Consider the following 25,676-nt stretch of genomic DNA (forward strand, 5'->3'; position numbering starts at 1 on the left):
AATTTTTTAAAACGACACCGCACTTTTGATCATAACGATCAAACTAGCAGTTATCGCATAGATAAAAATAATATTATCTTGCTAAATAGGCTTTGAGCCCTTCAATAGCTTTTTTACCATCTGCTAAGCCTAATTCATACATCGCTTGTACCATATTAGGGTCTTTCTCTAATCGACTAATTTTAAGGCTTTGAGAAGGGCGAATCACAAAGATTTGTTGTTGATTATTCAGCTCAATAATGCGTTCCACGGTTTGGTTATATTCCGCATAACGATTTGCCCAACGTCCCGCTAATTTTGGATATTTACGATAAAATAAATTAAACAATGCCATAGAACTTGGGGTTTTACGATATTCTAAAGGACGTGTCAAAACCACAATAATTTTGTCATAACCGAGATCAAAACATTTTTGCAGTGGAATACTGTCAGCAATGCCTCCATCTAAATATTTCTGACCATGAATTTCTACCATCTTTGAAACAAAAGGCATAGCGGAAGTAGCTCGTAATACTTCCATTTGTTTAAAGGCATCTTGGATTTTAAAATATTCAGCTTCACCGGTTTCTACATTAGTAAGCGTCACCCAGAAATCCATTGCTGATTGCAAAAAAGCTTTTTGATCAAAAGGATCCAGGCTAAACGGCAATTCATAAAAAGCAAAATCTTTATTCACAATATTGCCGGTGGTCAGTAAGCTGTATAGCCCCATATAACGTTTATCATTGAGATATTTTTTGTTATAGCGAATCACTCGTCCACGCTGTTTTGAAGGCAAATTAATACCAAATAAGGCTCCAGCGGATACGGTTACCGCACCATCAATATGAATATTTTCGTCTAAAAATACATCTAATACACCAGCCGTAAACATGCCACGCATGGCGCCACCTTCTAACACTAAACCAACTTTCATATTATTTGCCTTTGAACTCATGTACAAAAAATTAAAAAAAGATTAATCACCAAAAAACTGAATAAAATCAATGCGGTTGCCACCCACAATACCTACAATAAACAATTGATGCGAATAATGAGGTTTTCTACATTAAAAAAAGTGCGGTTAATTTTTTAAAAATATTAACCGCACTTTATTCTTTCTAGCTTATTAAAATGAACGTAAAGCTAATTGGAAAATGACTGATTCTGCTTGGCAACTAAACACAAAACTTGCAGTTAATTTATAACCAGCTTCAACTTCAGAAATATCACTGGTAATTGTACAAGGGTCACTTTCAATATCACGTGCTTTTTGAATTAACTGAGATAACGCTTGCTCTGCCTGATCTTTAGTAGCAAAAACTTTTTCAACCTTTGCCTCAACTTCATCATTATTTAAAATTGAACCAACATCAAAAGTATTACAGCCGACACATTCAATAGGTTTATCTGATTTCATTATTCTTCCTCGTTTGAATTAATTATTGATTACTTTAATACTAAATAGAAATGGAATCAATCTTACAAAAAACGTTGGTCGTTTTCTTCTCAATATATCAATAAAAACGGCCATAAAACCTTTCAGAATGATGGCCGTAGAAAAAACGAAATAATATTAGAAACCTGCTTGTTTTTCTAATTGCTCAACTAAAGCATCTTCTAAGCCTAATGCTTGTGCCAAGTTAGCTAAGAATACAATTTCTTTACGTTCCAAATTTGAACATACAACACGTGCAGCAAGATAAACTTGTGTGGCTAATGCAGGATTATCACCTACTTGCTCAGCAATTTCTTGTACAGTTGCAGGTTGATACATTTCTTGTTGAATCCATTGTTGGACTTCAGGATCTTCACCCGCATGACTTAAAATAGCTTGCTTTTCTTCTTCTGTAATTGCACCATCAGCCGCCGCTGCTGCAATCATGGTTTGTAAAATGACTTTACTCACATCTGCTGAAGAGTGCTCTGCTGATTGGGTAAATTCCTTTTCAGTCACAGAAGAATTTCCTTTAACTTGTTTCGTTTGATAATCTTGATAAGCTTGATAAGCTAAACTACCTAATGCGGCTAATGAACCTAATTTAGCTAACCCCGCACCGCCATTACGTCCAAAAATCATTGAAAGAATACCAATTGCGGCTGCACCGCCGCCTATTTTTGTCACTTTATCTGTATTTGAATTGCCATTGATAGTTTTTTTGACTTATTCTTGGGCGACACTTAATACTTGATTTAAAACTGAGTTGAAATCCATATTGTTCCTCCTGTATATAGATATTCTCTTTGTCCCTTTATTCTCTCCTTAGTTCACTTTAAAAAGTAAATAAATGTAAACATTATTCATGTCTAACACTCATACTATCCCATTAAATTGTAATAGATTTTCAGCATAATCTAGCAATAAATAACCATAAGAACTTGAGGGCAAAAATTAAGCAACTAAAAGAAACTAAGAAACTTTTTAAAAAAGTTACTTTCTAAAGGCATAAGTCATCTGCATCCGATCAGCAGATGTACTAAATTTTAATTTTAAACTAGGAGAGTTTTATGAAAAAATTGATTGTATTAGCGACAGCCGCTTTAATGGTAAGTAGTTTAGCACACGCAGCAGGTGAACAAAGTGATCCACGAGAAGCTTACGAAAGTACAGTAAAAACCGCGAAAGTAAAATATAGCTGCCAAAATGGTAAAAAATTAGCAGTAAAATATGGCTTTAATAAACAAGGTATTCCAACTTATGCAGAAGCCAAATTAAATGGCAAAACTCGTTTTATGCCAATTAACCTAAACACTACAGATGCTTCAGGTACAACATTTGGGGATGAAAATAATTTTAGTCTTTATGGTGATCCAATGGAATTCGATAACTTCCGCAAAGCAGATGTAAATATCCAAAATCCAGCTAGCGAGATTTTATATAAAGGCTGTAAAGCACAAAAAAGATAATTGCAGAATGCCTTATAAATAGGAATATTGCCTCGTTGTTTTACATTAAAAAGCCACCTTAGGGTGGCTTTTTTCGTGACTTGGCTAATATTACGATAAAATCCGGTCAAAACTGACCGCACTTTACATATTAAGTAATTATTCGGCTGTCATTTGTTTAGGTTTAATAATTGCATAAAGTACACCTGTGACCACCGAACCAATTGCAATTGCACCTAAATAAATTAATGGTTGAGATACCGCAGTTAGTGCAAATAAACCGCCATGTGGTGATTGTAATGTGATGCCTAACCCCATTGAGATTGCTCCTGCGATTGCACCACCGATGATACTAGTAGCGATCACACGGATTGGATCTGCTGCAACAAAAGGCAATGCGCCTTCAGAAATAAAGCATAAACCTAAGATAAATGATGCCTTACCTCCATCACGTTGGCTCGCCGTAAATTTAGAACGAGCAATCCATGTAGCAATCGCCATACCAATAGGAGGTACCATACCAGCAGCCATCACCGCTGCCATCGGTGTATAAACTTGTGAAGCAATTAACCCCGTACCAAATGTATAAGCAGCTTTATTTACAGGACCGCCCATATCAACACACATCATACCGCCAACAATTGCTCCAAGAACTAAGGCATTAGCTTGTCCCATTGTCTTTAACCATTCAGCCAAGCTTTTCATTATGGCAGCGACAGGTTCATTAATCACATAAATCATGATTAAACCAACAATAGCAGTCCCCAATAATGGCAGAATTAAGATAGGTTTTAATGAACTGAATGTTGCAGGTAATTTAATAAAGTCATTTAAGGCTTTCACAATATAACCTGCAAGAAAACCGGCAAAGATACCACCTAAGATACCTGCACCTGCACCATTGGCTAACATTCCACCAATAAAACCAACCGCTAATCCAGGACGATCAGCGATAGAATAGGCGACATAACCAGCAAATGCTGCGATCATTAAACCAAATGCGGTTCCACCAATTTTATTTAATGTATAAGCTAAGGTACCTGCATTTTCTTCCGCACCTGCATAGATACCACCTAAGATCCAAGCGATAGAAATTAATAAACCACCAGCGACCACGAAAGGTAACATATGTGATACCCCTGTCATTAAATGTTTATATACCCCTTTTTTCTCGCCTTTAGTTTCAGGTGCATTTGCAACCTTACTAACGCTTTCATAAATTTGAGCATTGGTGAAAGCTTTCTCAAATTCTTGAGCCGTTTTCTTTAATGCAAGCCTCGTTGAAGTACGATACATTGGTTTGCCTGCAAACTTATCTAATGGAACATCAATATCCGCTGCTACAAAGACTAAATCTGCATCAGCAACTTCTTGTGGCGAAATTGGATTACCTACGCCAACTTGTCCACGAGTTTCAACTTTAATGTTCCAGCCTTGTGCTTTTGCATAAGTTTCAATGGCTTCTGCGGACATAAAAGTATGAGCCACACCAGTTGGACAAGCAGTCACGGCAACAATATTCTTCACACGAGTTGAAGAGACAGCAGGCTGAATGTTTTCTGGTTGAACATAATCTATTGCATGATTTAATGCCTCAGACAATGCAGATTCAGGGGCTAAAAATACTTGTTGTTCATCTACTAAAGCGACTTTTTTACCTAAAAGTGCGGTCTCATTTGGCAAAATTTTTCCAAACACGATGGCAATATCTGCTTGTTCAGCTTGCTCTACCACTTGATAATTTTGCTGTTTTGCGACTTGCTTAGCGACTTGATGCAATAAAAATGTCTTTGCTTGTCCTAAATTTGGAGATTGAGTAAGAAAAATGTTCATTTGATTATCCTTCAATCGTTGTAATTTTTACATTAGCTAGAATGGGGTCGAGGAGTCGTTGATCGCTTATACCAACATTGCTTTGTGAAACAGCAAAGGCAGATACTGCACTTGCAAAAGCTAAAGTATCTTGTTGGGATAAACCTTTAACAAAGCCATAAATAAGCCCTGCCACCATAGAATCACCTGCACCGACTGTACTGACAACATTCTCACATTTTGCTGGTTGGGCTTGAATCACTTTATCATCATTTAACCATAATGAGCCGTTAGCCCCCATGGAAATAACCACATTTGCAATACCTTGTGCTTTTAGCTGTTTTGCAGCTGTAACAATTTCTGCAATGCTATTCAAAGGATGACCAATCCAAGCTTCTAGCTCTCGATGATTTGGTTTAACCAACCAAGGATTAGCTTTTAACCCAGCAGTTAAGGCAGCATTACTACTATCTAATACCACTTTCACACCGGCTTCATGTAATTCACTTAACCAAGCTTGAAATAACTCAGGTGTCACACCACGAGGTAAACTGCCACATACCGCCACGATATCAAATTGTTGACAATAAATAAGCGAATCTGCTGTGAATTTTTTCCAATCTTCACGGCTAATTTGATAGCCTAAGAAATTCAAATCCGTCACATCAGCTTCAGTTTCCGTGATTTTCACATTAATACGTGTTTTACCAGCAACACGTTGGAATTTATCTTCAATGTTTTCTTTTTTGAATAAAGTTTCAAAATCGCCAACATTATCTTCACCAAGGAAGCCACCCACAGCAACAGGAATACCTAAGTCATTTAATACACGAGCGACGTTGATCCCCTTACCCGCAGGGAACAAACCTAAGGTTTCAACCGTATTTACTTCACCTAATTCAATGCGTTTTAAACGCCCCACTAAATCATAGGCCGTATTTAAGGTAATCGTTGCAACTTTCGCCATGGTTATTCTCCTAAACCTGTAGCAATTACTGCACCAATGCCATCTATTGCCTGTTGAGCATCTTCACCAGTGGCAACAAAACGTAATCGATGTCCTTTTACTGTGCCAAGTGCTAAGATTTTCATCGCACTTTTTGCACTCACTAATTGACTATCACGATCAAGATTTTGAACGGCAATAGATGCCTGATATTTTTTTACCTCATTCACTAATACTGCAACGGGGCGAGCATGTAAACCATGATCATTTTGTATAACAAATACACCTTCAACCTCTTCTGCCATGGTTTCTTCAAACTTAACTGGTTGGCTTGTTTGATTATCTATTACTTCAATGCTATCTGGTTCTGTTGGCGGTACTGCAGAAACAGGTTCACCAAATCCCAATGTGATTTCTTTAGCAATCGCTTCAATAGCTTGTTGAGCATCCTTACCTTCTGCAACAAAACGTAAGCGGTGGCCACAAATAACACCTAATGCCACTAATTTCATTAAACTTTTTGCATTAACAGCTGGTGTTCCACGGCTAATATTTTCCACAGTGATATTAGTATCAAATGGTTTCACCAAATTCACAAGATTAGCACTCGGTCTGGCGTGTAAGCCATTCTCATTACGCACAGTGAAAGTCCCTATGACGCTATGGCTTGATTGTGAAGTTTGAGAAAAGGAAGGTGGAGTTTGTTCTATAGAGATAGGATCGCCTTTTAATGCAGCAAGGATTTGCTCTAAATTTCCTGTTAATAAACTATGTTGAACCTTCTCATCTAATAAGCGAATCAGCGTATCATTCAGACTTTCATTTTTCATTGCAATGGTAATAACCGCATGAATAGTTTTGCCATTATTTTCGAAAGGATGTTTTGCACGACTAAAAGCAAGCGAATTTTTCAAATTTCCTACCGCACTATCTGCTAGCCATAATCCCTTTCCTAACGGTAATGCCGCATTTGCAATAATCTCTGTAACAAATTGATTATCCACAGCATTTTGTTGTTGTAATTGCCCTGCATTAATTGCGACGAGAGCCAGTAAACTAGAAGTATAAACATCTAAGTGAATATTTTCTCTATTAATAACAAAAGTTTCTTCTTCTCCCATCAATATTGCACGAAATTGTTTTGCATCTTGTAAAGTAGCTAATTTCTTAGCCTTTTCTTCATCACTTAGCACATGTGTTAGTTGACGAAGTAAAGTTAAATGCTCATCTGAACGAGCAGCAATCCCGATAACAACGTAAGCAATATGACCATCTTCCCATACAATACCTTGAGGAAATTGAAACACCTGAACACCAGTATTTTTCACCATACTACGCGTTTCTAAAGTACCATGTGGAATTGCAATACCATTGCCAAGGAAGGTTGAAGTTTGTTGTTCACGTGCTAACATGCCTTTTAAATAGCCACTTTCCACATAATCAGCTTGTTCTAGAGCCTGTGCAACTAACTGAATAGCCTGCTCTTTATTTGAGGCTTGAGCTGATAAGTGAATGTTACTTTCTGATAAATTAAACATTCTGAATCCTTATTCTAAAATTGGTTATTTTAACCTGCAAAAACGTTTCAGTTTTTAATTCATTAAAAAAAATCAAATGAATGGGTTGATTATTGCGAATAATAGAGAAATGAGCAAGTTCAAAAAGAAATCAATAATAAAAAATTTGAACTTGCTCACAATATTGAGTAAAAAATGCTTATTTACAGACCTTTAATAAGTCTTCGCTGCCTTTAGTGATATATTCATCTTCATCTGAGCGTACTTTGTCTTTACGTAAGTCAATGACAGCATCGTAAATACCTTGCGTCATACTTTTTGGATCAATTTTAGACCAACAAGTTTTACTCAAACGACTAAAGTTATTTTGTAAATCTGCTGCAAACACGACGCCACTATAATAAGCATGTAATTGGCTATCTAAACCACTCGCTAATTTATTTCTAATTTGCTCAACTGGCACTAAAATACGTTTTAAATACCAGTCATTTACTCCGCTACCAAAAGAATTAACATCATAATCTAAGTTAATACGTCCTTTATAAGATTGTACCGTTGCTGCATAAGCTACAGCATAAGACTTTTGATCGATTTGCTCTTTATCTAGATTAATTACTGGCTTATTGTCACCCATAAATGGCACATAAGTTTTCCAAGATGTAGAACAAGCGGAAAGCACCGCCATCATAGCCACAAGAGAAAGTTTTTTTAACATAAATACCCTTTAATAATGAATATAGCTTTAGCTATTATACTGCGACTGAGAAAGAACCTAAATGATTTTTCCTATCTTCATTCCTTTGCCACAAAGTGCGGTTAAATTTTTAAAAATTTATAAAAGATTTTCTCTATCTTAATTTACCCTATACAAAAATGTTGCTATATTACACCCTAATTTATAGTTGACAAAATCACTCAGAATTATGACAGAAATTATCCAAATTACACCACAACAAGCTTGGGACATGATGAATAGCGAAAACGCTGTGCTATTAGATATTCGTGATGAACAACGTTTTACCTATAGCCATGCCAAAGGGGCATTTCATTTGACAAACCAAACCTATGGTAAGTTTCAAGATTTATATGATTTTGATGATCCTATTATCCTAAGCTGTTATCACGGCATCAGTAGTCTCAATGTTGGAAAATTCCTAATCGAACAAGGTTACGATAATGTATATAGCGTTATTGGCGGCTTTGAAAATTGGGAAAAAGCAAAAATGCCAATAGAAACCGCTTATTCACAGGATTAATATAAAACGCATAAGTTGTTATATTATGCGCCAAAACCCACGCTCACGATATAATAGAGTAACCCATAAAAAGCGATTGTACTCACTATTAATAGTTTCTTAGCGAGATTATGATTACGCTGATTCAGCTTATAACAAATACGTGCCACAATAGCTAATACAAAAGGATAAAGCCATAAGCAAAGATACATAAATCTCACTTGACCTTGGCTTAATGCTGGATTTTTTTCTAAGTTAGTAGAAACTAATGATGCTAATGGCCATAAAAAAATAGGCAAACAAAAAGCTGCAATTGCCCAGGTAAAACGACTAAAACCCTCTGGCATTGAAGGCGATTTTTGTGGTTGATTAATTGATTCCTTTTCCATTCCCTTCCTATCCCTTACAATAAACAAAATTTAGATTAGGAATATATCAAATGCAATTACTGTTTAGAAGTGAAATCCCAACTTTTCCTCGACAATTTAGAGATTATATACGCCAAAAATATCAAATAGAACTCATTTTAAAAACTGAACAAAATGAATTCCAACAACAAATCATTGCCGTTTATTTTCCTAAAAATACACCGCACTTTGACGAAATTATGCAAGATCTAGAAGAATTTAGTCGCAATCCTCTTGATGATCGCTATGAACAAGCCAGTTGGGAAACTGGAGATATATCCATTTCAAAAGACATCACTAAAGATTTACCGAAAAACGCTACGAGTAATTTACGTCAACAGCTTTTCAAAACAGGTCCTTTTACTTTACTCATGACTTTAATTTGTGTAATTGTCTATGGATTTGAAATTATCGGCTTTGATGAACAAATTATGCAATGGGCTCATTATCCTAGTGATTTTCAAGAACATCATCAATTATGGCGTTATTTAACCCACACATTAGTCCATTTATCAACAATGCATGTTACTTTCAATCTAGTTTGGTGGTGGATTTTTGCTAGTGCGATTGAAAAATCTTTTGGCACAATAAAATTAATCATTCTCTACTTATGTGCAGCTATCATAACAGGCATTATTCAAAACTTTGCTTCGGGTCCTAATTTTTTTGGCTTATCTGGTGTAGTATACGCAGTGTTAGGATGTGTTGTTGTCATCGACAAATTGAATCATCATCAATTTGCACTCCCACAAGGCTTTTTTAATATGCTAATTATCGGTATTGCTTTTGGATTTATCAGCCCTATTTTTGGCATTGAAATGGGAAATGCTGCACATATTAGTGGACTCATTATCGGATTAGTGCTTGGTTTTATCCAAGAAAAGATCACAAAAAGTTTTAATTTGGTTTAAAATATCAACAAGTTATTTATTTGCGTTTAGAGGATAGTATGAAACAATCCATCCGACATCAAAAAATCGTTGAACTGGTTATACAACAAGGCTATATCAGTACCGAAGAATTAGTCACATTACTAGATGTGAGCCCACAAACCATTAGACGTGATTTAAATGAATTAGCAGAAAATAATCTGATTCGTCGCCACCATGGTGGTGCTGCCTCGCCATCTAGTGCTGAAAATAGTGATTATTTTGAACGCAAAAATTTCTTTTCTACTGAAAAAAACCATATTGCACAAGTTGCAGCCCGTCTCATTCCTAACGGAGCCTCATTATTTATTGATATTGGCACCACACCTGAAGCGGTATCTAGTGCTTTATTAGATCACAAAAACCTTCGTATCGTAACCAACAATCTGAACGCAGCCCACATTCTCATGCAGAATGAAAGCTTCCAAATCACCATGGCAGGCGGTTCGCTACGCAAAGATGGAGGGATTATTGGAGAAGCAACAGTTAATTTTATCTCTCAATTCCGTTTGGATTATGGCATTTTAGGTATCAGTAGTATTGATTTAGATGGATCTTTACTTGATTACGATTACCACGAAGTACAAGTAAAAAGAGCCATTATTGAAAGCTCTCGTGAAACCATTCTAGTCACAGACCATTCAAAATTCTCACGTCAAGCTATTGTCAAATTAGCCTCAATAAAAGATGTGGATTACTTACTTACCGATCAAGAACCACCGAAAGAAATTCTTGAATTGCTCAAAGAAAGCTCTGTAGAATTAAAAATCTGTAAATAATTTACCTAAAAACTGCGGTAGGTTTTCGAAAAATTTTCCAAAATCCTACCGCAGTTTTATGTTATAGATGAGTTTATCCAAGGTGAAAATACTGGACTTTCAAGAATATTATCTAATTCATCATAAGCAATCACGTTGCCTTGTTCCAATAAAATAACTCGCTGTGCTAAAGCTTTCAGCTCTTCCAAACTATGAGTGACATATAAAATAGGAATTTCAATTTCTTTAGAAAGTTTTTGTAGATAATGCATTAACTCGAGCTTGCGAGGTGCATCTAAAGCCGATAAAGGCTCATCCATCAATAGTATATCAGGAGCAGTTAATAAAGCACGTCCAATGGCAACTCGCTGTTTTTCACCACCAGATAAAGTCATAGGATAACGTTTTAACAAAGCTTCAATGCCTAATAATTGAACTATCCGTTCAAAAGTTCCTCCATGCGCTTTAGGCATTCCATAACGTAAATTGCCTTTTACGGTGTAATGAGGAAATAGGCGAGCATCTTGAAAAACATAACCCATTTTACGCTGATGAATGGGTAAATCCATTTTTTGTGAAATATCCACTAAGGTTTTTCCATTTAGCCGTATATAACCTTGATCTGGCGTCAATAAACCACTGACTAAATTAATTAATGAAGATTTTCCCGAACCTGATAAACCAAATAATGCCGTTACCCCTTGCGATGGAATCATGATATTCGCTTGTAAATGCATTTCACCAAGTTGCTTTTCTACATTGATTTCTAACATTCCTTCATCCTACTTGGATCGATTAATCGTAGGTATTATGCCTTGCTTATAGTAAGTTGTAAAATTAGATTTATAACGATTATGGAGAGGTGTGAGTTTGATTCGGCGATCATCCCCTAATTCAAGATCAAATCCCAAAGATTTTATCATTTTTTTATCACTATCAATGGTATCGCCTTGTGTAGTAAGAAAATTGCCTGTTAAAGCAGAATTTATCCCACTTTTTAATGCAGTTTTTACCTCTGACCCCAAATTATTGCGTCCTCCAGCAAAACGCAAATAGGCTTTTGGCAATAAAAATCGATAAATCGCAATAGAGCGTAAAATTTCTTCAGTTGTTAGAGGTGGTGCATTTTCTAGCGGTGTACCTTTAATTGGTGTCAAAATATTAATTGGCACGCTGGTTACGCCAAGCGAACGTAGTTCTAGTGCCATATCAATACGATCTTCCATATTTTCACCTAAACCAAAAATTCCCCCACTACATATATCCATACCCACCGCAAGTGCATTTTTACAAGTTTGCACACGATCTTCATAAGTATGAGTCGTACAAATTTTGGCATAAAATCGTCGAGAAGATTCTAAATTATGATGGTAAGTTTGCACACCACTTGCTTTTAACTGTTTGAGTGCAGGCACATCAGCTAAACCCAGTGAAGCACAAAGATGCAGTGATGTTTTATCTTCTAAAGCTTCATAAATAGCACAATATTTATTCAAATCTCGGCTATTTTCTTTAATACCTCGCCCACTTGCAACTAATGAAAAACGATGTGTATCTTCCGCTTCATGAGATTGTGCAAACTGTAAAACGGCTTCTTGACTGAGCACATCATAAGTTTCACAATCCGTCTCAAATCTGGCTGACTGTGCACAATAACTACAATTTTCAGGACAACGTCCTGATTTCACATTAATAATGCTACAAAGGTTAAATTTTTTCCCACAAAGCTGTTCACGAATTTCATTTGCAGCCTGACAAAGTGCTTGTAATGGAGCATGTAAAGCCAATTCTAACGCATCTTGCTTATTCAATTCTTCACCTTGAATAACACGATTTTTAACTGCTTCTATATCTAAAATGGTCATATAAATTTCCTTTTACAATCATCATTTACAATATATCAAGATCATACTATGTAACATATTTTTAACAAAATAAAATTTCGAAAAGTTATTACTTAGTGCTTAATTTTTTCTTCATAATATCATTTCTAATAATTATTCCACATCATACCAGTTATTATAAGTATATAAATTAATTACTAAATTTTATTTTTTCAGGAATTAATACTGCAAATTCCGAGAAGAAGATAAAGAAATAAATCAATAAAAACAGATTAAATAAGACTTAAAAATTTAAATTTATCTTCTCTTAAAATCATTATATTGATAGGAAAAACAAATTGTTTTATATGATATTTCACATTTTTCTTACACAAATTTGACATTTTTATTTAAATGTGTATGCTGAAAGTGAGCTTAAAATTTAGTTTATGGCTCCAAAATATTTTGCTTTATCCCTTAAATTTAAACCAAGGAGGATATTATGAGCAAAGAATTAGATGCAAAACGTGAAGAGTTAACTAATGAAATTAAAGAAATCTTAAAAAGCGCAGAAGCACTTTTAGATGAAAAAAGTGAAACCTCTACAACAGAGCTAAAACGACTCAGAACACAATTAAACAAACAAATTGATGATGTCAAAGGACAGCTTTCAAATTTAAAAGAAGAAACCGTTGAAAGTGCAAAACAAGTAGTAAAACAAACAGATATACTTGTTCAAGAAAATCCATATAAAGCTATTGGTGTAGCTGGTGTGGTTGGACTATTACTTGGTGTATTAATTAGCAGAAGATAGTCCCTAATAATCTAACAGATGGCTACCTCTCATTTTGATGTAGCCTATTGTTCTTCTTATTATGAGGGCATCACTATGCATATGTTACAAAATTTAAAATCAGGAATTAAAAACAGCGCATTTACGCTACTTGAGCTGGCACAAGTTCGTCTTGAAATGGCTCGTATTGAATTAAATGAGCAAAAAAATCAACTTATATTAACATTAGCATTAGTGTTATTGTCTTCTATTTTCTTACTCATCTCTTTTATTAGCTTATTATTTGGCTTAAATACTATCCTCTCCGAAGAACAAAAAGTTTGGGTATTTTTCTTGATTAGCGGTATGGGTATCCTATTCGTCTTTATTTTGGGTGGCATTGTAATATCATCATTAAAAAAACAACGACATTTCATGGAAGCCACATTACAAGAAGTAAAATTAGATATTGAAGCGATGAAAAAAGCCACGCAATTGAAACAAGATAATATTAAGGAGTAAGTTATGGAATCTCGTCCTCTTAATGAAAAAGAATTACTGATTTTGAAAGGCAATGCTTTACGCATGAAATTCCAAGCACAAACCCAACAAACTAAGCGTGAAATAATGCAACCTCTAAAAATGACAAAAGAAACCAGTATCGCTTTACTGGCTTCTCCTGTGGTAAAAACATTTGCGTTGAATGTGCTAGCCAAACACCTATTGACAAAAAAAGGATTAATATATTCTGTATTAGGTCTCAGTACTTTGTTGGCATTAGGAAATAAAAAAGATCATCAATATAAAGAATCCCATTGATGATCTGAAATTTTTTCAAAATCTACCGCACTTTTAAGAAAAAGAGTAATCAATCATGCCCCGAATTAATATTTCCCAAAAAATCTACTGCTTTTCCAATAGCTAAGTCCATTAATTTTGGGTTGGAAAAGGGGTGATCTGCGCCTTCTATCGCAACAAGTTCAATCACATTATTTTCAGCAAATTCTTGCGATATGCTCAACGCCACCATTTCATCATCTGTACCATGTAAAATTAATATATCATCGGCATAATCCAGATAATCGTTTTTGCTAATATCGCCTTGTTCCAGTTCATCGAAAAAATCCTTACTAATTTTCATTTTACGTTCAAATCCCAACATCACTTCCTTGCCTTTGGCGAGTTTATTCCGTTCCTCATCAGACAGATTGTCTATCAAAGTACGAAATATTTTAATCGCAGGGGCACGTAAAACAATTTTATGAAAAGGATTACCATTTTCAGCAATATACTTCAATGCCAAATACCCCCCAAAACTGGTTGCATAAACATCAAGGTTTTTAGCATTAAGTTTAGTGGTAGCATAATTGATCACTAATTGTAGATAGACCAAACAATCTGCCACTGACAGCTTCTTACGAGCATCCGTTCCATGACAAGGTAAATCAAAGGCAAGTGCCGCATAATTTTTATATTTTGAAATCAAGCGTTCACCAAATTTTGTGTTTGATTTTAAATCTTTAGATGAACCAAAACCATGTAAAACAATCACTACATTCTCAATGTGCTGAATATCTTTTTCAAAATATAACTTACAGCGAACACTTAATCCTTGCTCGTTAATATCAAAGAGTTTTTCCATTTTTCTTTTCTAACTACCTTAAAAATTAAGGTAAATAATAACGCTATTTGCCTAAAATTTATAGAGTGATATGCTATGCAAAAATCATTTATAGGAAGGCTATATGTCTGAACAAATTTTTCAAAAACTAACCGCACTTTTAGATCAACAGCAAGCACGCTACCGAGTAGTAGAACACCCAACAGCAGGTAAATCAGAAGAAGTAGCCAAAATCAGAGGCACCGAATTAGGGCAAGGCGCAAAAGCCCTTGTGTGTAAAATAAAAGGGAATGGCATCAAGCAAACCGTACTTGCTATTCTGCCAGCAGATCGCCAAGCGGATTTGAGCAAAATCGCTGAGTACTTAGGAGGCACAAAAGCCTCACTTGCAAGCCCTGCGGAAGTGACAGAATTGACTGATTGCGTATTTGGCGCTATCCCACCTTTTAGCTTTCATGAAAGTTTAATGTTGATAGCTGATCCAAGTTTGCTAGAACGTTACAATGAACTCGCTTTTAATGCAGGCACTTTAGAACGCTCTATCATTTTAAATACGGAAGATTATGGAAAAATTGTGAAACCGACACTAGTACAATTTGCTAAACAATAATGTTTATTGTAAATAATATTAGCAATGCATATGGATTGTGAGCTAAACAATCCATATGAATAGCACCAGCTTGTAAAAAATCTTATTTTTTCCAGTTTTTCAATGCATCTGCAAAAGCATTATTAGCGAAGCTTTGGTTATTACCTCGAGCACGTTCTTGGCGTTGTCCATTTGTACGTGATTGACTATCATTTTGGCGAGATTTGGCCGATAAAGTGCGGTCAGATTTTTCAGAATTTTTTACCGCACTTTCATCTAAACGCATAGTTAAGGCAATACGACGACGTGCCACATCCACTTCCAATACTTTTACCTTCACCACATCACCAGTTTTCACTACTTGATGAGGATCTTCCACAAATTTATCGGAAAGTGACGAAATATGCACTAAACCGTCTTGATGAACACCGATATCCACAAAGGCACCAAAGTTAGTCACGTTAGTAATCGTACCTTCTAGAATCATACCTGGTTTTAAGTCTGTGATATCTTCTACACCATCCATAAAGGTTGCTGTTTTAAATTCACCACGTGGGTCACGACCTGGTTTTTCAAGTTCTTTGAAAATATCCTGAACCGTTGGCAAACCAAATTGTTCATCAGTAAATTGTTTTGCATCAAGCTGACGAACGGCATTGGCATTGCCCATTAAATCTTGAATAGATTGTTCGGTGGCTTGTAGTATTTTTTCTACCACAGCATAAGCTTCAGGGTGAACACCAGAAGCATCTAGTGGATTTTTACCATCAACAATGCGCATAAAGCCAGCACATTGTTCAAAAGCTTTTGGTCCTAAACGTGGTACTTTTAGGAGCTGTTGGCGACTATCAAAACGACCGTTTTCATCTCGATAATCTACAATATTTTGTGCAAGCACTTTGCTCATACCCGCCACACGAGTTAATAAGGGAGCAGAAGCGGTGTTAATATCGACACCTACGGCATTTACACAATCCTCTACCACAGCATCAAGCTTACGAGCTAATTGAGTTTGGTTCACATCATGTTGATATTGTCCCACGCCAATTGCTTTTGGTTCAATTTTCACTAGCTCTGCAAGGGGATCTTGTAAACGACGAGCAATTGAAACTGCACCCCGTAAAGAGACATCTAATTCAGGGAATTCTGTTGCGGCAAATTCAGAAGCAGAATAAACCGATGCTCCAGCTTCGCTGACAACCACAGTTTGTGCTGTCCAATCTGAGGAGTGCTTCAACACATCTTTAGCAAAGCGTTCAGTTTCACGAGAAGCAGTACCATTACCAATAGCGATTAACTCAGCCTGATATTTTTTCCCTAATTGATAGAGTGAAATCATAGCTTCATTCATACGGACTGTATGTGGATAAATAGTGTCTATTGCTAATAATTTACCCGTGTTATCCACCACTGCAACCTTAACTCCTGTACGTAAACCTGGATCAAGACCAATAGTCGTTTTCGCACCCGCAGGAGCCGCCATTAAAAGTGCGGTCAGATTTCGAGCAAAAACATCAATTGCCTCATCTTCTGCTTTATCACGTAATGCTCCCATCAAATCGGTTTCTAAATGCAGTGATACTTTAATTTTCCATGTCCAAGCTATCACTTGTTCACGCCATTTATCCGCAGGCTGATTGGTTAAATGTACTGCTAAATGTTCACGAATAATTTCTTCACAATAGCTATGGCGACTGCCTTCCTCTGCCTCTGGATCGGCATTTAGACTAAGTTGTAAAATTCCCTCATTGCGTCCACGAAACATAGCTAATGCTCGATGCGATGGCACATTTTTTAACAATTCTTGATGATCAAAATAATCTTGGAATTTTGTCCCTTCAGTTTCTTTGCCTTCAATTACTTTGGAAATAATCACCGCATTTTTTTGCAAATATTGACGAACTTTTGCCAATAATTCTGCATCTTCCGCAAAACGTTCCATCAAAATATAACGCGCACCATCTAATGCCACTTTACTATCTGTTACGCCTTTATCCGCATCAATATAACCTTCTGCTGCTTGTTCAGGATCGCAACTAGGCTTAGTCCATAATAAATCTGCCAAGGGTTCAAGCCCAGCTTCAATAGCAGCTTGACCTTTAGTGCGACGTTTGGGTTTATAAGGTAAATATAAATCTTCTAATTCATTTTTACTTTGTGTGGTATTAATTTTATCATGCAATTCATCCGTTAATTTACCTTGCTCATTGATAGATTTCAGGATAGTTTGGCGGCGTTCTTCCAATTCACGTAAATAAATTAAACGTGTTTCAAAATGACGTAATTGGGTATCATCTAACCCGCCCGTCACCTCTTTACGATAACGTGCAATAAATGGAATTGTATTACCATCATCAAGTAATTGAATAGCGGCTAAAATTTGTCGTGGTTGAACCCTGAGTTCTGTTGCAATAATTTGACTAATTTGTTGGTTTAACATCGTATTTCTAATATTTCCATGTTACAAAATTGTGCATAGCATACTGGTTTTATCTGAGTGGCTCAAATATTTATTAAAATTCAGGTATAATTGACCGCACTTTTATAGGGAATTGATCAATATTATGGCTAAATCCAATTACATTACTCGTTCAGGCTGGAATGTACTCGACCAAGAACTAAAATTTTTATGGAAAGATGAACGACCTAAAGTTACACAAGCGGTATCTGAAGCTGCGGCAATGGGTGATCGCAGTGAAAATGCCGAATATATTTATGGTAAACGTCGTTTACGTGAAATTGATCGCCGAGTTCGCTTTCTCTCTAAACGTTTAGAAGTGTTGCAGATTGTGGATTATCATCCCAAACAAGAGGGCAAAGTGTTCTTTGGTGCTTGGATTGAATTAGAAAATGAAGAAGGCGAAGTGAAACAATATCGCATTGTTGGTTGTGATGAGTTTGATCCTGCTAAAAACTGGATTTCTATTGATTCGCCTGTTGCTCGAGCATTAATTGGAAAACAAATAGATGATGAAGTGCGAGTAGAAACACCTTCAGGAAAGGTGATATTGTATGTAAATAAGATCTGGTATGAAAAATAATTCTTAGTCAGAATCATAAAAAAAATCCTTAGAAAACAAGGGACATTTTTATCATTTATTTACCTTTAAACTCATCTAACCCCATGGGTTTTGGGGGTAACATACGTTTATGATGTGATCGATTATGCCAAAATTGGATTTGTTTTAAGGCTTGTTCACTCACAGGTTCACCACGTAAATAAGCATCAATTTCTGCATAAGTTACGCCCATTTCACCTTCATCTGTTTGACCTTCCCATAAGCCAGCACTCGGTTTTTTTTCTAATACCGATTTAGGCACACCAAGATAACGACCTAATTCAAACACTTGTTCTTTGCGTAACCCCGCTAAAGGCAACACATCCGCCGCACCATCGCCAAACTTGGTAAAATATCCTGTTAGTATTTCCGCCGCATTATCTGTGCCTAATACGATAGAACGATGACTTTGTGCCGTGGTAAACAAAGCAATCATACGCAAACGAGCCATTAAGTTGCCTTTGAGTACGTTTACACGTTCAGGCTCGGCATATAAGGCAGGTTGTAATTGTGCCATAATCAAATCATACCAAGGCGCAATGGAAATAATTTGCCCAGAAACTCCCGCACTTTTTAATACGGCTTGCGCATCATTTACATCTTCTTGACTGCTCACCGCTGCAGGTAAAACTAAGGCTTGAATTGGGGCATTGGTGCGTGCTAATAAATGCAAACACACCGCACTATCAATACCGCCACTGACGCCTAAAGTATAACCATCCATGCCATAAAGTTCTGTCCGTTGGCTTTCTAACCAGGCGACTAAATAATCCACATAAGCTGCTGTTTTCATCTTTGTTTACCCGAGTGTTTTTTAATAAGTTCTTGTTTTAATGTCCAGAGATCTTGTGATAAATCCACATAATAACCATGAGGTTTTTCTAGCCGTCTAACTTCTTCCCATAAAGATTGAATTTCTTGCTGACAGTAAGTTCGGATGGCTTCTAAAGTGGGAGAATCAATCATTCGTTTGCCTTGATTAAACCACTGTAAGAGTTTTTGTTCCGCAACAAAATCGGTGACTTGCTTAGTTTTCCAAGTATATTCAGGGTCAAATAAGCGATAAGGTTGACCGCTTTTAATCATTTCATCATGTAAAGTAATCACATCAGCAATCGCTTTATGATTTTTATCATATAAACGCCATAAATTTTTAAACGCAGGGGTCGTAGTTTTTTGTAAGGTCTCGCTTAATTTAATTTTAGGGATAAGCTTGCCATCTTTTTCTAAAGCAACAATTTTATACACACCACCAAATACAGGTTCGCTTTTCGCCGTAATTAAACGCTCACCAACACCGAAATTATCAATTTTCGCTCCCTGTGATAATAAATCTTTAATTGAATATTCATCTAGAGAATTGGAAACGGTAATTTGCGTTTCGGTTAAACCTGCCTCATCTAACATTTTACGTGCTTGAATACTTAGGTAAGCTAAGTCACCACTATCAATACGAATGCCTTTAAGAGAATAGCCAAGAGGGGCTAAATATTCTTTATGAACTCTTATTGCATTAGGAATGCCTTGTTTTAAAGTATCATAAGTATCTACTAACAATATGCTATTATTAAGATAATCTTTAGCATATTGTAAAAAAGCGTCATATTCATGATTAAAACTTTGTACATAAGCGTGTGCCATCGTACCTAATGAGGGAATTCCACACATAAAATCACTATACACATTTGATGTGCCATTTATCCCTGCAATATAAGCTGCTCTTGCACCATAATGAGCCGCATCTCCACCATGTGCACGTCTTGCCCCTAGTTCGAAAACTTTACGCCCTTGTGCCACACTGACAATACGCGCTGCTTTGGTTGCAATTAACGTTTGATGATTGAGGGTAAATAACAAAAAGGCTTCAATCAATGCACAATGGATAATGGGTGCACGGATAATAACTAAAGGTTCATGTGGAAAAACTACCGTACCTTCTTTAACTGCCCAAACATCACCACGAAACTGAAAGTGCTTAAGATAATCAAGAAAACTTTCGGAAAAGAGATTTTTATGACGTAAAAAATCAATTTCCTGAGCAGTAAAACGCAATTGCTCAAGATAAGAGAGGAGTTGTTCTAAACCTGCAAATACGGCATAACCGCCTTCATCAGGTACGCGGCGAAAGAAATAATCAAAGTAAGCAATTTCATCTTTTCTACCTTGTTCAAAATAACTGTTCGCCATGGTGAGGGCATAGAAATCCATCATCAATGCGCTATTTTGCATAGTACCTCCTTAGCACGTATATTTATTTTATGAGAATATATGATTAATTCGTTAAAATTAAAGCATATACGCTACATTAAACCTTAATAATAAAAATAAATCAATTTATTATTATACAAAAGTAGAATGATGCTCCGTACTAAAAAGAGTAGAAAAGGGGTTAACTCATAAGTTAATAAATCAACCTGTTACGGATATAAATTAAAAAGCCATTTGAAATAACATTCCAAATGGCTTATATAAACTGCGGTCTCTTTTTCTAAAATTTTATTAGAAAATTACCTCTGCACTTAAGCGGAAATTACGACCTGGTGAATAAAAACGGTTTATTCCCGCACCTGTATTTTGGTTAATCAAATTAGAGGTACCGAACGGCTTAATGGAACGAATTGAATCCCAAGTAGCGTATTTTTGGTTGGTTAAATTATATAATCCCGCTTGTAAAGTAAGATTCTTGATTGGTTTTACAAAACCGACGACATCAAATAAAGTATATGCATCACTACGCCATTTCATATAGCTGTTCGCAGCCTGCTGTTCGCCGTGATAACGGTTATAGGTGTCTTTTTCTTTTTTATGACTTACATGAGTCATATAAAAATCCACGCCAAAATAATTGTCTGGATGAACATAACTTAAATTAATTACCGAAGTTGGTGGCTGAATTGCATTCATCGGAATATAACCATCCGTTGGGCGATATTTGTCAATGTTTGGATCATATGCCATTTTGCCTTTTTGATAAGTAAATTTATAACCTACACTAAAACCTGTTAATCTTGGTGTAATTTCACCTAATAAAAATTTACTTTGTAATTCAAAACCCGTCACTTTGGCACTTGGTCTATTCACATTTTTATACAATGGATAACCAAGCCCACGTCCACTTAATTGACGACAGCCATTTTCACCACTACGGCATTTAAAGGCTAAATCAATGTAGTTGTTATAATCTGTACGAAACACGCTTGCCATTAAATAACCAAAAGGTTTATAGAAAGTAAACGCCAATTCTTTGGTTTTTGCGGTTTCTGCTTCTAAATCTCTATTCGGTTCAATAGAGAAATCAGGGTGCAAAAAGGTGAAATAAATTTCATCACCAGCAGGGGCACGGAAACCTTTACTATATTTTGCCTGAATTTTTAACCAATCTAACGGATCGAGAGTTAAACCCAATGAATAAGAACTGGCTGAAAATTTCTTCCGTTTCGCAATTTCACGAATATTGGCATTGGCATTTGCTGTTCTTAAGGCATCATTTGCAGGATCGGTATAGTTTAAACGATTAAAATTCGGTTCTCTTGTATATAAATCATTGACCATGCCATCAGGAATTTTTGGAGTCACCCCTGGAATATATTCAGGTGAATGTTTAATTCGGTCATAACGATATGCCCAATCAAAACCCCAATATTGATTTACTCGGGCATCATCAGCAAAATACAATGCCACGGTTTTGGTTTTTACTGGAATCAAGAAAGAGTAGGTATTGCGATTATTACAGAGAGAATTATATTTATCTGTACTATTTTGGCAATCAGTTGGATAAAGCGCCCACCAGCCTTTAGCGATGGCATTATCACCTGAATGATTCACCATTTCTTTTTTCGAATTAGACCATAATCCACCATAAGATAAATTATGTTCTGTACTGCCTATTTGAAGATATTTCGTCAGATCGAGATTAACTTGTTGAGTCATAGTATTTAAATCACGTTCTGTCCAAATATTCTCTAAATAACCTTTTCCAACAGGCAGGATTAAACTAGGTGCAGTATCTGCACTCTCTTCATTTTGAGCAGTAATTTTAGCTACTTTCTCTCCAGAAGCTAAGGTTTCTACGGTAAAAGGCAAATGTTTAATCGTGCCATCTGGTCCAAATGCTTCAACCGTATCTTTTTGACAATTTACTCCTCCAGCCTGATCACAAGCTAAAATTAAAGAGGTATAAGTGGAATTAAATTGAACTGGGCTAAATTGAAGCGCTTCATCTTTATATGTCTTACCATTGATGGTCAGATGCTTATCCGCTGGAGAAATTTCTTTACTTTTGGTTACTTCATATTTAATAACATCTTCACCTTTTTCATTAGTGGAATGATCATAAGAGACTTGTTTTGTATTATATTTTGTTCTTAATTCTTCTTGGTATTTTTTTATTTCAGGATTGAAAAGCCAATAAACATTAGATTTAAACACTTTTTCTTCAAAAATTGTTTCTTTCCCTATAACTGCGGGAGTATTTTTATATTCTACAGGTTTATTATCATTGCCAACTAATTGATTATTTTCATTAAAATGTAAACCTAGCGGGTTACTAAATCCTTGGCAATTGGCATTGCCATCGCAATAATCATCTGTTCTCGCACGTGTGCGGATATGTTGGTTTGAATAAGCTACCCGTAGCGTGTCATAGAAAGGATTACTTGAATAATTTTCGTAAACAAATGAATAATTTTTACGTTTTACTTGATCATTGGTATGGCGTAATTCTTTTTCGATACAATGTGCATCCTTACAATCTTTGATGAGATTCGAACTTTTTAAGGTATAAGAAAAATCATGCCCTTTTGAGGTGGCATCATATAAATCTGCAGCCACGGTTAAGCGGTTATTTTCATTCGGTTGAAATGATAATTTAAGTAACGTACTTTCTAGTTTACGACGATAAGGATCGGCTTTTTCTCGTTGTCTTCCTTGAATATTGCCATCATAATAGCGATAGCCATAGTTTTCTTCTTCATGGCCTTTACGCTCGGTACGAACCACAAGAAAATCAAACCATTTATAGCGTCCTGCGGCGGTAAAGGTATTGAGATTTTGATTAGATTCTGACTGATAACCACGTTTATAAGAGAAATGATAATTCTTTTCTGTTAAAAAATCACGAGCATCCTTAGTTTCGAAAACAACAGAACCTCCTAATGCACCACTACCTGCTTTAATAGAATTCGCCCCTTTATGAATGGTGACTTGTTTTAATGTCTCTATTTCTGCACTATTACGGGTGTTATTAAAGTTGCCATAACCTTCAAATAATTCTTTAAAGCCTTGAGATGAAATGGTTTCCGCTTGTGTTAAGCCATCAATTTGAATGGCAACACGGTTTTCTTCTACACCGCGCACCGCAAAACCGCTTTGCCCAAAACGCCCAGCTTCTACCACTGTAACGCCTGGATCATAACGTACTAAATCTTTGGCATCACCAACCTGTTGTTTTGACAAGGTTTTTGCGGTTTTTACGGTTTCACCCACTTTATGAGATTGTACTTCATCATGTATGGATTGTGCTTCGGCAGAAACTTGAATGGTATCTAAACTTGTTGAAGTGCTATGTTCTGCATAGCTAAATTGACAATAACTGAATATGCATAATGTAATTGTTGAAAGTTTACCCTTCATCAACATAAATAATTCCTTTTAACGCTTTTTAAATTCCATTTGGTTATATTTAAATATAACGATTCTCAATATCACTATTAATTATCGATACTAATCATATGTATTTATAAAAATAAGGCAAGAAATATTATAAGAAATCATTCAAATCGTGATCTTAATCACAAAAACAATGGGAACTTTTTAAAAGTGCGGTAAAAAAATTAAAAATTTTTTTATTCAGTTTATCTATAAGATTTTATTAAATGGGACTAGAGCTTACATCATAAGAAGAAAAAGAGCTGAGAAATCTAGCTATTATTAATCAATTGATAAATAAAAAACCTTATTAATCAAACTAATAAGGTTTTTATTCACTGTTTAAGGTTGAAAAACACACAACACTAGCGATATTTATCTAATAATTTGTAGTATTTCACACCAATTTTAGTAGCGAGATTTTTTATTATACGTCCGCCATAAATAGAAGGTACTTTTAAGCTTTCAAAAACAGAAAAACGTGTATCATCACCCTCTATCGCTTCTGCAATCACACGTCCTGCAATTCCCGTTAAAGCAACGCCATGACCAGAGTAACCATGAGCATAAAAAACATTTGGCGAAATACGACCAAAACAAGGTTTTGAGTTTATAGTCATATCAATGGGACCCGCCCAACCATAATCAATTTTGACATTTTCTAATTGTGGGAAGACATGTAGCATATTTTGTCTCATGACCTGTACCATATCCACATTAGTACTCGAGTCACTACCAAATAATAAACGATTATCCGCACTTAAACGGTAATAATCTAATAAAAGATTGTTATCACACACTGACATACCATTATTAATAACACTGTCAGCTAAGGATTGCGATAAAGGCTCAGTAGCAATAATAAAACTTTCAACTGGAAGAATTTTTCGTGCCGTACCATGTTGAATACGATAAGGTAAATCAGCCACATAAGCATTTGTAGCAATAACCACATTAGCCGCAGTAACAACGCCTCGATCTGTTTTAACCACCACTTTTGATGGGCTAATCTCTAAATCAATTACAGGAGATTGTTCATAGATTTGTACGCCAAGATCTAAACAAGCTTTAGCCAAACCTAAGCAATAATTGAGAGGATGTAAATGACCTGAATTGGTGTCATATAGCCCTCCCACATAAATATCACTACCAAGATGTTGCTGAAGTTGAGCTTTATCCCATAGTTGCATATTGCTATAGCCAAAAGTTTCATGGCTGGCTTTTTCAATAGCAATCAAATCATCCATACGGCGATTATTTAACGCCAGGGTTGCATAACCTTTTTTCCAATCACATTGAATATTATATTTCGCCACTCGCTCATCGATAATATCGATAGCTTCTAAAGACATTTCCCATAATTTGCGAGTTTGCTCCAAACCGAGTTCTTTCACATATTCATCAATACCATCTTCAAAGCCATTAATTGCTTGCCCACCGCTTCGACCTGAAGCACCAAAGCCAATTCGAGCGCCCTCTAACACAATAACCGTTTTACCACGCTCAGCGAGTTCTAATGCAGCGGAAAGCCCACCAAACCCCGCACCGATCACACAAACATCAGCCAATTGATGATCCGTTAATGCAGGCTGCTTAATGTCTTGATTACGAGAATCATAATAATAAGTTTTGATGTGTTCTTGATGTGCAAATTCCAACATAAAGTCATATTCTCCATAAATTTTGCGGCGATCTTA

Annotated in this window: 23 protein-coding genes and 2 pseudogenes; 9 read left to right on the forward strand and 16 right to left on the reverse strand. The window is 35.9% G+C overall.

Features of this window, described 5'->3' with window-relative positions:
- Nucleotides 1-73: 73 nt before the first annotated feature.
- The 3 genes and pseudogenes from HMPREF1052_RS06350 to HMPREF1052_RS06360 form a co-directional block, all read right to left on the reverse strand.
- A complete protein-coding gene (locus HMPREF1052_RS06350) occupies nucleotides 74-916 on the reverse strand; it encodes a patatin-like phospholipase family protein (protein WP_005760780.1) in 843 nt (280 codons plus the stop codon).
- 192 nt (nucleotides 917-1,108) lie between these two features.
- On the reverse strand, nucleotides 1,109-1,399 hold the full coding sequence (locus HMPREF1052_RS06355) for a YfcZ/YiiS family protein (RefSeq protein ID WP_005760944.1): 291 nt from the start codon (nucleotides 1,397-1,399) through the stop codon (nucleotides 1,109-1,111).
- Between the two features lie 156 nt (nucleotides 1,400-1,555).
- Nucleotides 1,556-2,194, reverse strand: a pseudogene (locus tag HMPREF1052_RS06360) (tellurite resistance TerB family protein).
- 293 nt (nucleotides 2,195-2,487) lie between these two features.
- Here HMPREF1052_RS06360 and HMPREF1052_RS06365 point away from each other — a divergent pair.
- A complete protein-coding gene (locus HMPREF1052_RS06365) occupies nucleotides 2,488-2,886 on the forward strand; it encodes an ACP-like domain-containing protein (protein WP_005760720.1) in 399 nt (132 codons plus the stop codon).
- A gap of 138 nt (nucleotides 2,887-3,024) precedes the next feature.
- Here the strand turns inward: HMPREF1052_RS06365 and HMPREF1052_RS06370 are convergent, their stop codons facing one another.
- The 4 genes from HMPREF1052_RS06370 to HMPREF1052_RS06385 all read right to left on the reverse strand — a co-directional run bounded on the left by HMPREF1052_RS06370 (nucleotide 3,025) and on the right by HMPREF1052_RS06385 (nucleotide 7,855).
- Nucleotides 3,025-4,698: a fructose-specific PTS transporter subunit EIIC gene (locus tag HMPREF1052_RS06370; protein WP_005760891.1), complete on the reverse strand. Its 1,674-nt coding sequence runs from the start codon at nucleotides 4,696-4,698 to the stop codon at nucleotides 3,025-3,027.
- A gap of 4 nt (nucleotides 4,699-4,702) precedes the next feature.
- Entirely contained in the window at nucleotides 4,703-5,644 is a 942-nt protein-coding gene (gene fruK, locus HMPREF1052_RS06375) for a 1-phosphofructokinase (protein WP_005760751.1), read from the reverse strand.
- A gap of 2 nt (nucleotides 5,645-5,646) precedes the next feature.
- Complete coding sequence (gene fruB / locus HMPREF1052_RS06380; protein ID WP_005760835.1) at nucleotides 5,647-7,161, reverse strand: fused PTS fructose transporter subunit IIA/HPr protein; 1,515 nt, start codon at nucleotides 7,159-7,161, stop codon at nucleotides 5,647-5,649.
- Between the two features lie 178 nt (nucleotides 7,162-7,339).
- Nucleotides 7,340-7,855, reverse strand: a complete 516-nt coding sequence (locus HMPREF1052_RS06385; protein WP_005760784.1) for a hypothetical protein — start codon at nucleotides 7,853-7,855, stop codon at nucleotides 7,340-7,342.
- A 208-nt stretch (nucleotides 7,856-8,063) separates the two neighbouring features.
- Between HMPREF1052_RS06385 and glpE the strand changes: the two genes are divergently transcribed.
- Nucleotides 8,064-8,396, forward strand: a complete 333-nt coding sequence (gene glpE, locus HMPREF1052_RS06390) for a thiosulfate sulfurtransferase GlpE (RefSeq protein ID WP_005760921.1) — start codon at nucleotides 8,064-8,066, stop codon at nucleotides 8,394-8,396.
- A gap of 23 nt (nucleotides 8,397-8,419) precedes the next feature.
- Here glpE and HMPREF1052_RS06395 read toward each other — a convergent pair whose 3' ends face one another.
- Complete coding sequence (locus HMPREF1052_RS06395) at nucleotides 8,420-8,764, reverse strand: DUF5389 domain-containing protein (protein ID WP_005760772.1); 345 nt, start codon at nucleotides 8,762-8,764, stop codon at nucleotides 8,420-8,422.
- 50 nt (nucleotides 8,765-8,814) lie between these two features.
- Between HMPREF1052_RS06395 and HMPREF1052_RS06400 the strand changes: the two genes are divergently transcribed.
- Entirely contained in the window at nucleotides 8,815-9,693 is an 879-nt protein-coding gene (locus HMPREF1052_RS06400; RefSeq protein WP_005760888.1) for a rhomboid family intramembrane serine protease, read from the forward strand.
- Between the two features lie 38 nt (nucleotides 9,694-9,731).
- Nucleotides 9,732-10,490 (forward strand): DeoR/GlpR family transcriptional regulator, encoded by a 759-nt coding sequence (locus HMPREF1052_RS06405; protein WP_005760862.1) that lies wholly within the window; start codon nucleotides 9,732-9,734, stop codon nucleotides 10,488-10,490.
- A gap of 65 nt (nucleotides 10,491-10,555) precedes the next feature.
- Here HMPREF1052_RS06405 and modC read toward each other — a convergent pair.
- Nucleotides 10,556-11,242 (reverse strand): annotated as a pseudogene (gene modC / locus HMPREF1052_RS06410) (molybdenum ABC transporter ATP-binding protein); the annotation flags it as partial.
- Nucleotides 11,243-11,251: 9 nt separating this feature from the next.
- Entirely contained in the window at nucleotides 11,252-12,334 is a 1,083-nt protein-coding gene (gene bioB, locus HMPREF1052_RS06415) for a biotin synthase BioB (protein WP_005760946.1), read from the reverse strand.
- A gap of 460 nt (nucleotides 12,335-12,794) precedes the next feature.
- Here bioB and HMPREF1052_RS06420 point away from each other — a divergent pair, with 460 nt between their 5' ends.
- The 3 genes from HMPREF1052_RS06420 to HMPREF1052_RS06430 all read left to right on the forward strand — a co-directional run bounded on the left by HMPREF1052_RS06420 (nucleotide 12,795) and on the right by HMPREF1052_RS06430 (nucleotide 13,883).
- Nucleotides 12,795-13,106, forward strand: a complete 312-nt coding sequence (locus HMPREF1052_RS06420) for a DUF883 family protein (protein ID WP_005760841.1) — start codon at nucleotides 12,795-12,797, stop codon at nucleotides 13,104-13,106.
- 81 nt (nucleotides 13,107-13,187) lie between these two features.
- On the forward strand, nucleotides 13,188-13,586 hold the full coding sequence (locus tag HMPREF1052_RS06425; protein WP_115172958.1) for a phage holin family protein: 399 nt from the start codon (nucleotides 13,188-13,190) through the stop codon (nucleotides 13,584-13,586).
- 3 nt (nucleotides 13,587-13,589) lie between these two features.
- Nucleotides 13,590-13,883, forward strand: a complete 294-nt coding sequence (locus HMPREF1052_RS06430) for a hypothetical protein (RefSeq protein WP_005760942.1) — start codon at nucleotides 13,590-13,592, stop codon at nucleotides 13,881-13,883.
- 49 nt (nucleotides 13,884-13,932) lie between these two features.
- Here the strand turns inward: HMPREF1052_RS06430 and HMPREF1052_RS06435 are convergent, their stop codons facing one another.
- Nucleotides 13,933-14,706 carry an alpha/beta hydrolase gene (locus HMPREF1052_RS06435; RefSeq protein WP_005760736.1) on the reverse strand — a complete coding sequence of 258 codons (774 nt, stop codon included), beginning with the start codon at nucleotides 14,704-14,706 and terminating at the stop codon, nucleotides 13,933-13,935.
- Nucleotides 14,707-14,809: 103 nt separating this feature from the next.
- Here HMPREF1052_RS06435 and HMPREF1052_RS06440 point away from each other — a divergent pair, with 103 nt between their 5' ends.
- Nucleotides 14,810-15,295 carry a YbaK/prolyl-tRNA synthetase associated domain-containing protein gene (locus tag HMPREF1052_RS06440; RefSeq protein WP_005760855.1) on the forward strand — a complete coding sequence of 162 codons (486 nt, stop codon included), beginning with the start codon at nucleotides 14,810-14,812 and terminating at the stop codon, nucleotides 15,293-15,295.
- An 82-nt stretch (nucleotides 15,296-15,377) separates the two neighbouring features.
- Here HMPREF1052_RS06440 and HMPREF1052_RS06445 read toward each other — a convergent pair whose 3' ends face one another.
- Entirely contained in the window at nucleotides 15,378-17,714 is a 2,337-nt protein-coding gene (locus tag HMPREF1052_RS06445) for a Tex family protein (RefSeq protein WP_005760846.1), read from the reverse strand.
- A 124-nt stretch (nucleotides 17,715-17,838) separates the two neighbouring features.
- Between HMPREF1052_RS06445 and greB the strand changes: the two genes are divergently transcribed.
- Nucleotides 17,839-18,315: a transcription elongation factor GreB gene (greB, locus tag HMPREF1052_RS06450; protein ID WP_005760896.1), complete on the forward strand. Its 477-nt coding sequence runs from the start codon at nucleotides 17,839-17,841 to the stop codon at nucleotides 18,313-18,315.
- A gap of 55 nt (nucleotides 18,316-18,370) precedes the next feature.
- Here greB and nadE read toward each other — a convergent pair whose 3' ends face one another.
- From nadE to HMPREF1052_RS06470, 4 genes are all read right to left on the reverse strand, one after another.
- Nucleotides 18,371-19,126, reverse strand: a complete 756-nt coding sequence (gene nadE, locus HMPREF1052_RS06455; RefSeq protein ID WP_005760842.1) for an NAD(+) synthase — start codon at nucleotides 19,124-19,126, stop codon at nucleotides 18,371-18,373.
- Nucleotides 19,123-20,562, reverse strand: a complete 1,440-nt coding sequence (locus HMPREF1052_RS06460; protein ID WP_005760935.1) for a nicotinate phosphoribosyltransferase — start codon at nucleotides 20,560-20,562, stop codon at nucleotides 19,123-19,125. Before HMPREF1052_RS06460 ends, nadE begins: the two co-directional genes overlap by 4 nt.
- 270 nt (nucleotides 20,563-20,832) lie before the next feature.
- On the reverse strand, nucleotides 20,833-23,970 hold the full coding sequence (locus HMPREF1052_RS06465) for a TonB-dependent receptor domain-containing protein (RefSeq protein WP_005760837.1): 3,138 nt from the start codon (nucleotides 23,968-23,970) through the stop codon (nucleotides 20,833-20,835).
- Nucleotides 23,971-24,344: 374 nt separating this feature from the next.
- The gene (locus tag HMPREF1052_RS06470) at nucleotides 24,345-25,640 is read right to left on the reverse strand and encodes an NAD(P)/FAD-dependent oxidoreductase (RefSeq protein ID WP_005760933.1); all 1,296 of its coding nucleotides are present in this window, start codon (nucleotides 25,638-25,640) and stop codon (nucleotides 24,345-24,347) included.
- Nucleotides 25,641-25,676 lie beyond the last annotated feature (36 nt).

The sequence above is a fragment of the Pasteurella bettyae CCUG 2042 genome (assembly GCF_000262245.1).
Lineage (GTDB): Bacteria > Pseudomonadota > Gammaproteobacteria > Enterobacterales > Pasteurellaceae > Basfia > Basfia bettyae.

What these genes read in the sequence shown, in the direction of transcription:
- bioB (WP_005760946.1), bottom strand. Translation starts at nt 12,334, where the DNA reads ATGACCATTTTAGATATAGAAGCAGTTAAAAATCGTGTTATTCAAGGT.
- HMPREF1052_RS06395 (WP_005760772.1), bottom strand. Translation starts at nt 8,764, where the DNA reads ATGGAAAAGGAATCAATTAATCAACCACAAAAATCGCCTTCAATGCCA.
- HMPREF1052_RS06420 (WP_005760841.1), top strand. Translation starts at nt 12,795, where the DNA reads ATGAGCAAAGAATTAGATGCAAAACGTGAAGAGTTAACTAATGAAATT.
- HMPREF1052_RS06465 (WP_005760837.1), bottom strand. Translation starts at nt 23,970, where the DNA reads ATGTTGATGAAGGGTAAACTTTCAACAATTACATTATGCATATTCAGT.
- HMPREF1052_RS06405 (WP_005760862.1), top strand. Translation starts at nt 9,732, where the DNA reads ATGAAACAATCCATCCGACATCAAAAAATCGTTGAACTGGTTATACAA.
- HMPREF1052_RS06350 (WP_005760780.1), bottom strand. Translation starts at nt 916, where the DNA reads ATGAAAGTTGGTTTAGTGTTAGAAGGTGGCGCCATGCGTGGCATGTTT.
- HMPREF1052_RS06370 (WP_005760891.1), bottom strand. Translation starts at nt 4,698, where the DNA reads ATGAACATTTTTCTTACTCAATCTCCAAATTTAGGACAAGCAAAGACA.
- HMPREF1052_RS06440 (WP_005760855.1), top strand. Translation starts at nt 14,810, where the DNA reads ATGTCTGAACAAATTTTTCAAAAACTAACCGCACTTTTAGATCAACAG.
- nadE (WP_005760842.1), bottom strand. Translation starts at nt 19,126, where the DNA reads ATGAAAACAGCAGCTTATGTGGATTATTTAGTCGCCTGGTTAGAAAGC.
- HMPREF1052_RS06435 (WP_005760736.1), bottom strand. Translation starts at nt 14,706, where the DNA reads ATGGAAAAACTCTTTGATATTAACGAGCAAGGATTAAGTGTTCGCTGT.
- HMPREF1052_RS06355 (WP_005760944.1), bottom strand. Translation starts at nt 1,399, where the DNA reads ATGAAATCAGATAAACCTATTGAATGTGTCGGCTGTAATACTTTTGAT.
- HMPREF1052_RS06385 (WP_005760784.1), bottom strand. Translation starts at nt 7,855, where the DNA reads ATGTTAAAAAAACTTTCTCTTGTGGCTATGATGGCGGTGCTTTCCGCT.
- fruK (WP_005760751.1), bottom strand. Translation starts at nt 5,644, where the DNA reads ATGGCGAAAGTTGCAACGATTACCTTAAATACGGCCTATGATTTAGTG.
- HMPREF1052_RS06445 (WP_005760846.1), bottom strand. Translation starts at nt 17,714, where the DNA reads ATGTTAAACCAACAAATTAGTCAAATTATTGCAACAGAACTCAGGGTT.
- HMPREF1052_RS06430 (WP_005760942.1), top strand. Translation starts at nt 13,590, where the DNA reads ATGGAATCTCGTCCTCTTAATGAAAAAGAATTACTGATTTTGAAAGGC.
- HMPREF1052_RS06425 (WP_115172958.1), top strand. Translation starts at nt 13,188, where the DNA reads ATGTTACAAAATTTAAAATCAGGAATTAAAAACAGCGCATTTACGCTA.
- fruB (WP_005760835.1), bottom strand. Translation starts at nt 7,161, where the DNA reads ATGTTTAATTTATCAGAAAGTAACATTCACTTATCAGCTCAAGCCTCA.
- HMPREF1052_RS06400 (WP_005760888.1), top strand. Translation starts at nt 8,815, where the DNA reads ATGCAATTACTGTTTAGAAGTGAAATCCCAACTTTTCCTCGACAATTT.
- greB (WP_005760896.1), top strand. Translation starts at nt 17,839, where the DNA reads ATGGCTAAATCCAATTACATTACTCGTTCAGGCTGGAATGTACTCGAC.
- glpE (WP_005760921.1), top strand. Translation starts at nt 8,064, where the DNA reads ATGACAGAAATTATCCAAATTACACCACAACAAGCTTGGGACATGATG.
- HMPREF1052_RS06365 (WP_005760720.1), top strand. Translation starts at nt 2,488, where the DNA reads ATGAAAAAATTGATTGTATTAGCGACAGCCGCTTTAATGGTAAGTAGT.
- HMPREF1052_RS06460 (WP_005760935.1), bottom strand. Translation starts at nt 20,562, where the DNA reads ATGCAAAATAGCGCATTGATGATGGATTTCTATGCCCTCACCATGGCG.
- HMPREF1052_RS06470 (WP_005760933.1), bottom strand. Translation starts at nt 25,640, where the DNA reads ATGTTGGAATTTGCACATCAAGAACACATCAAAACTTATTATTATGAT.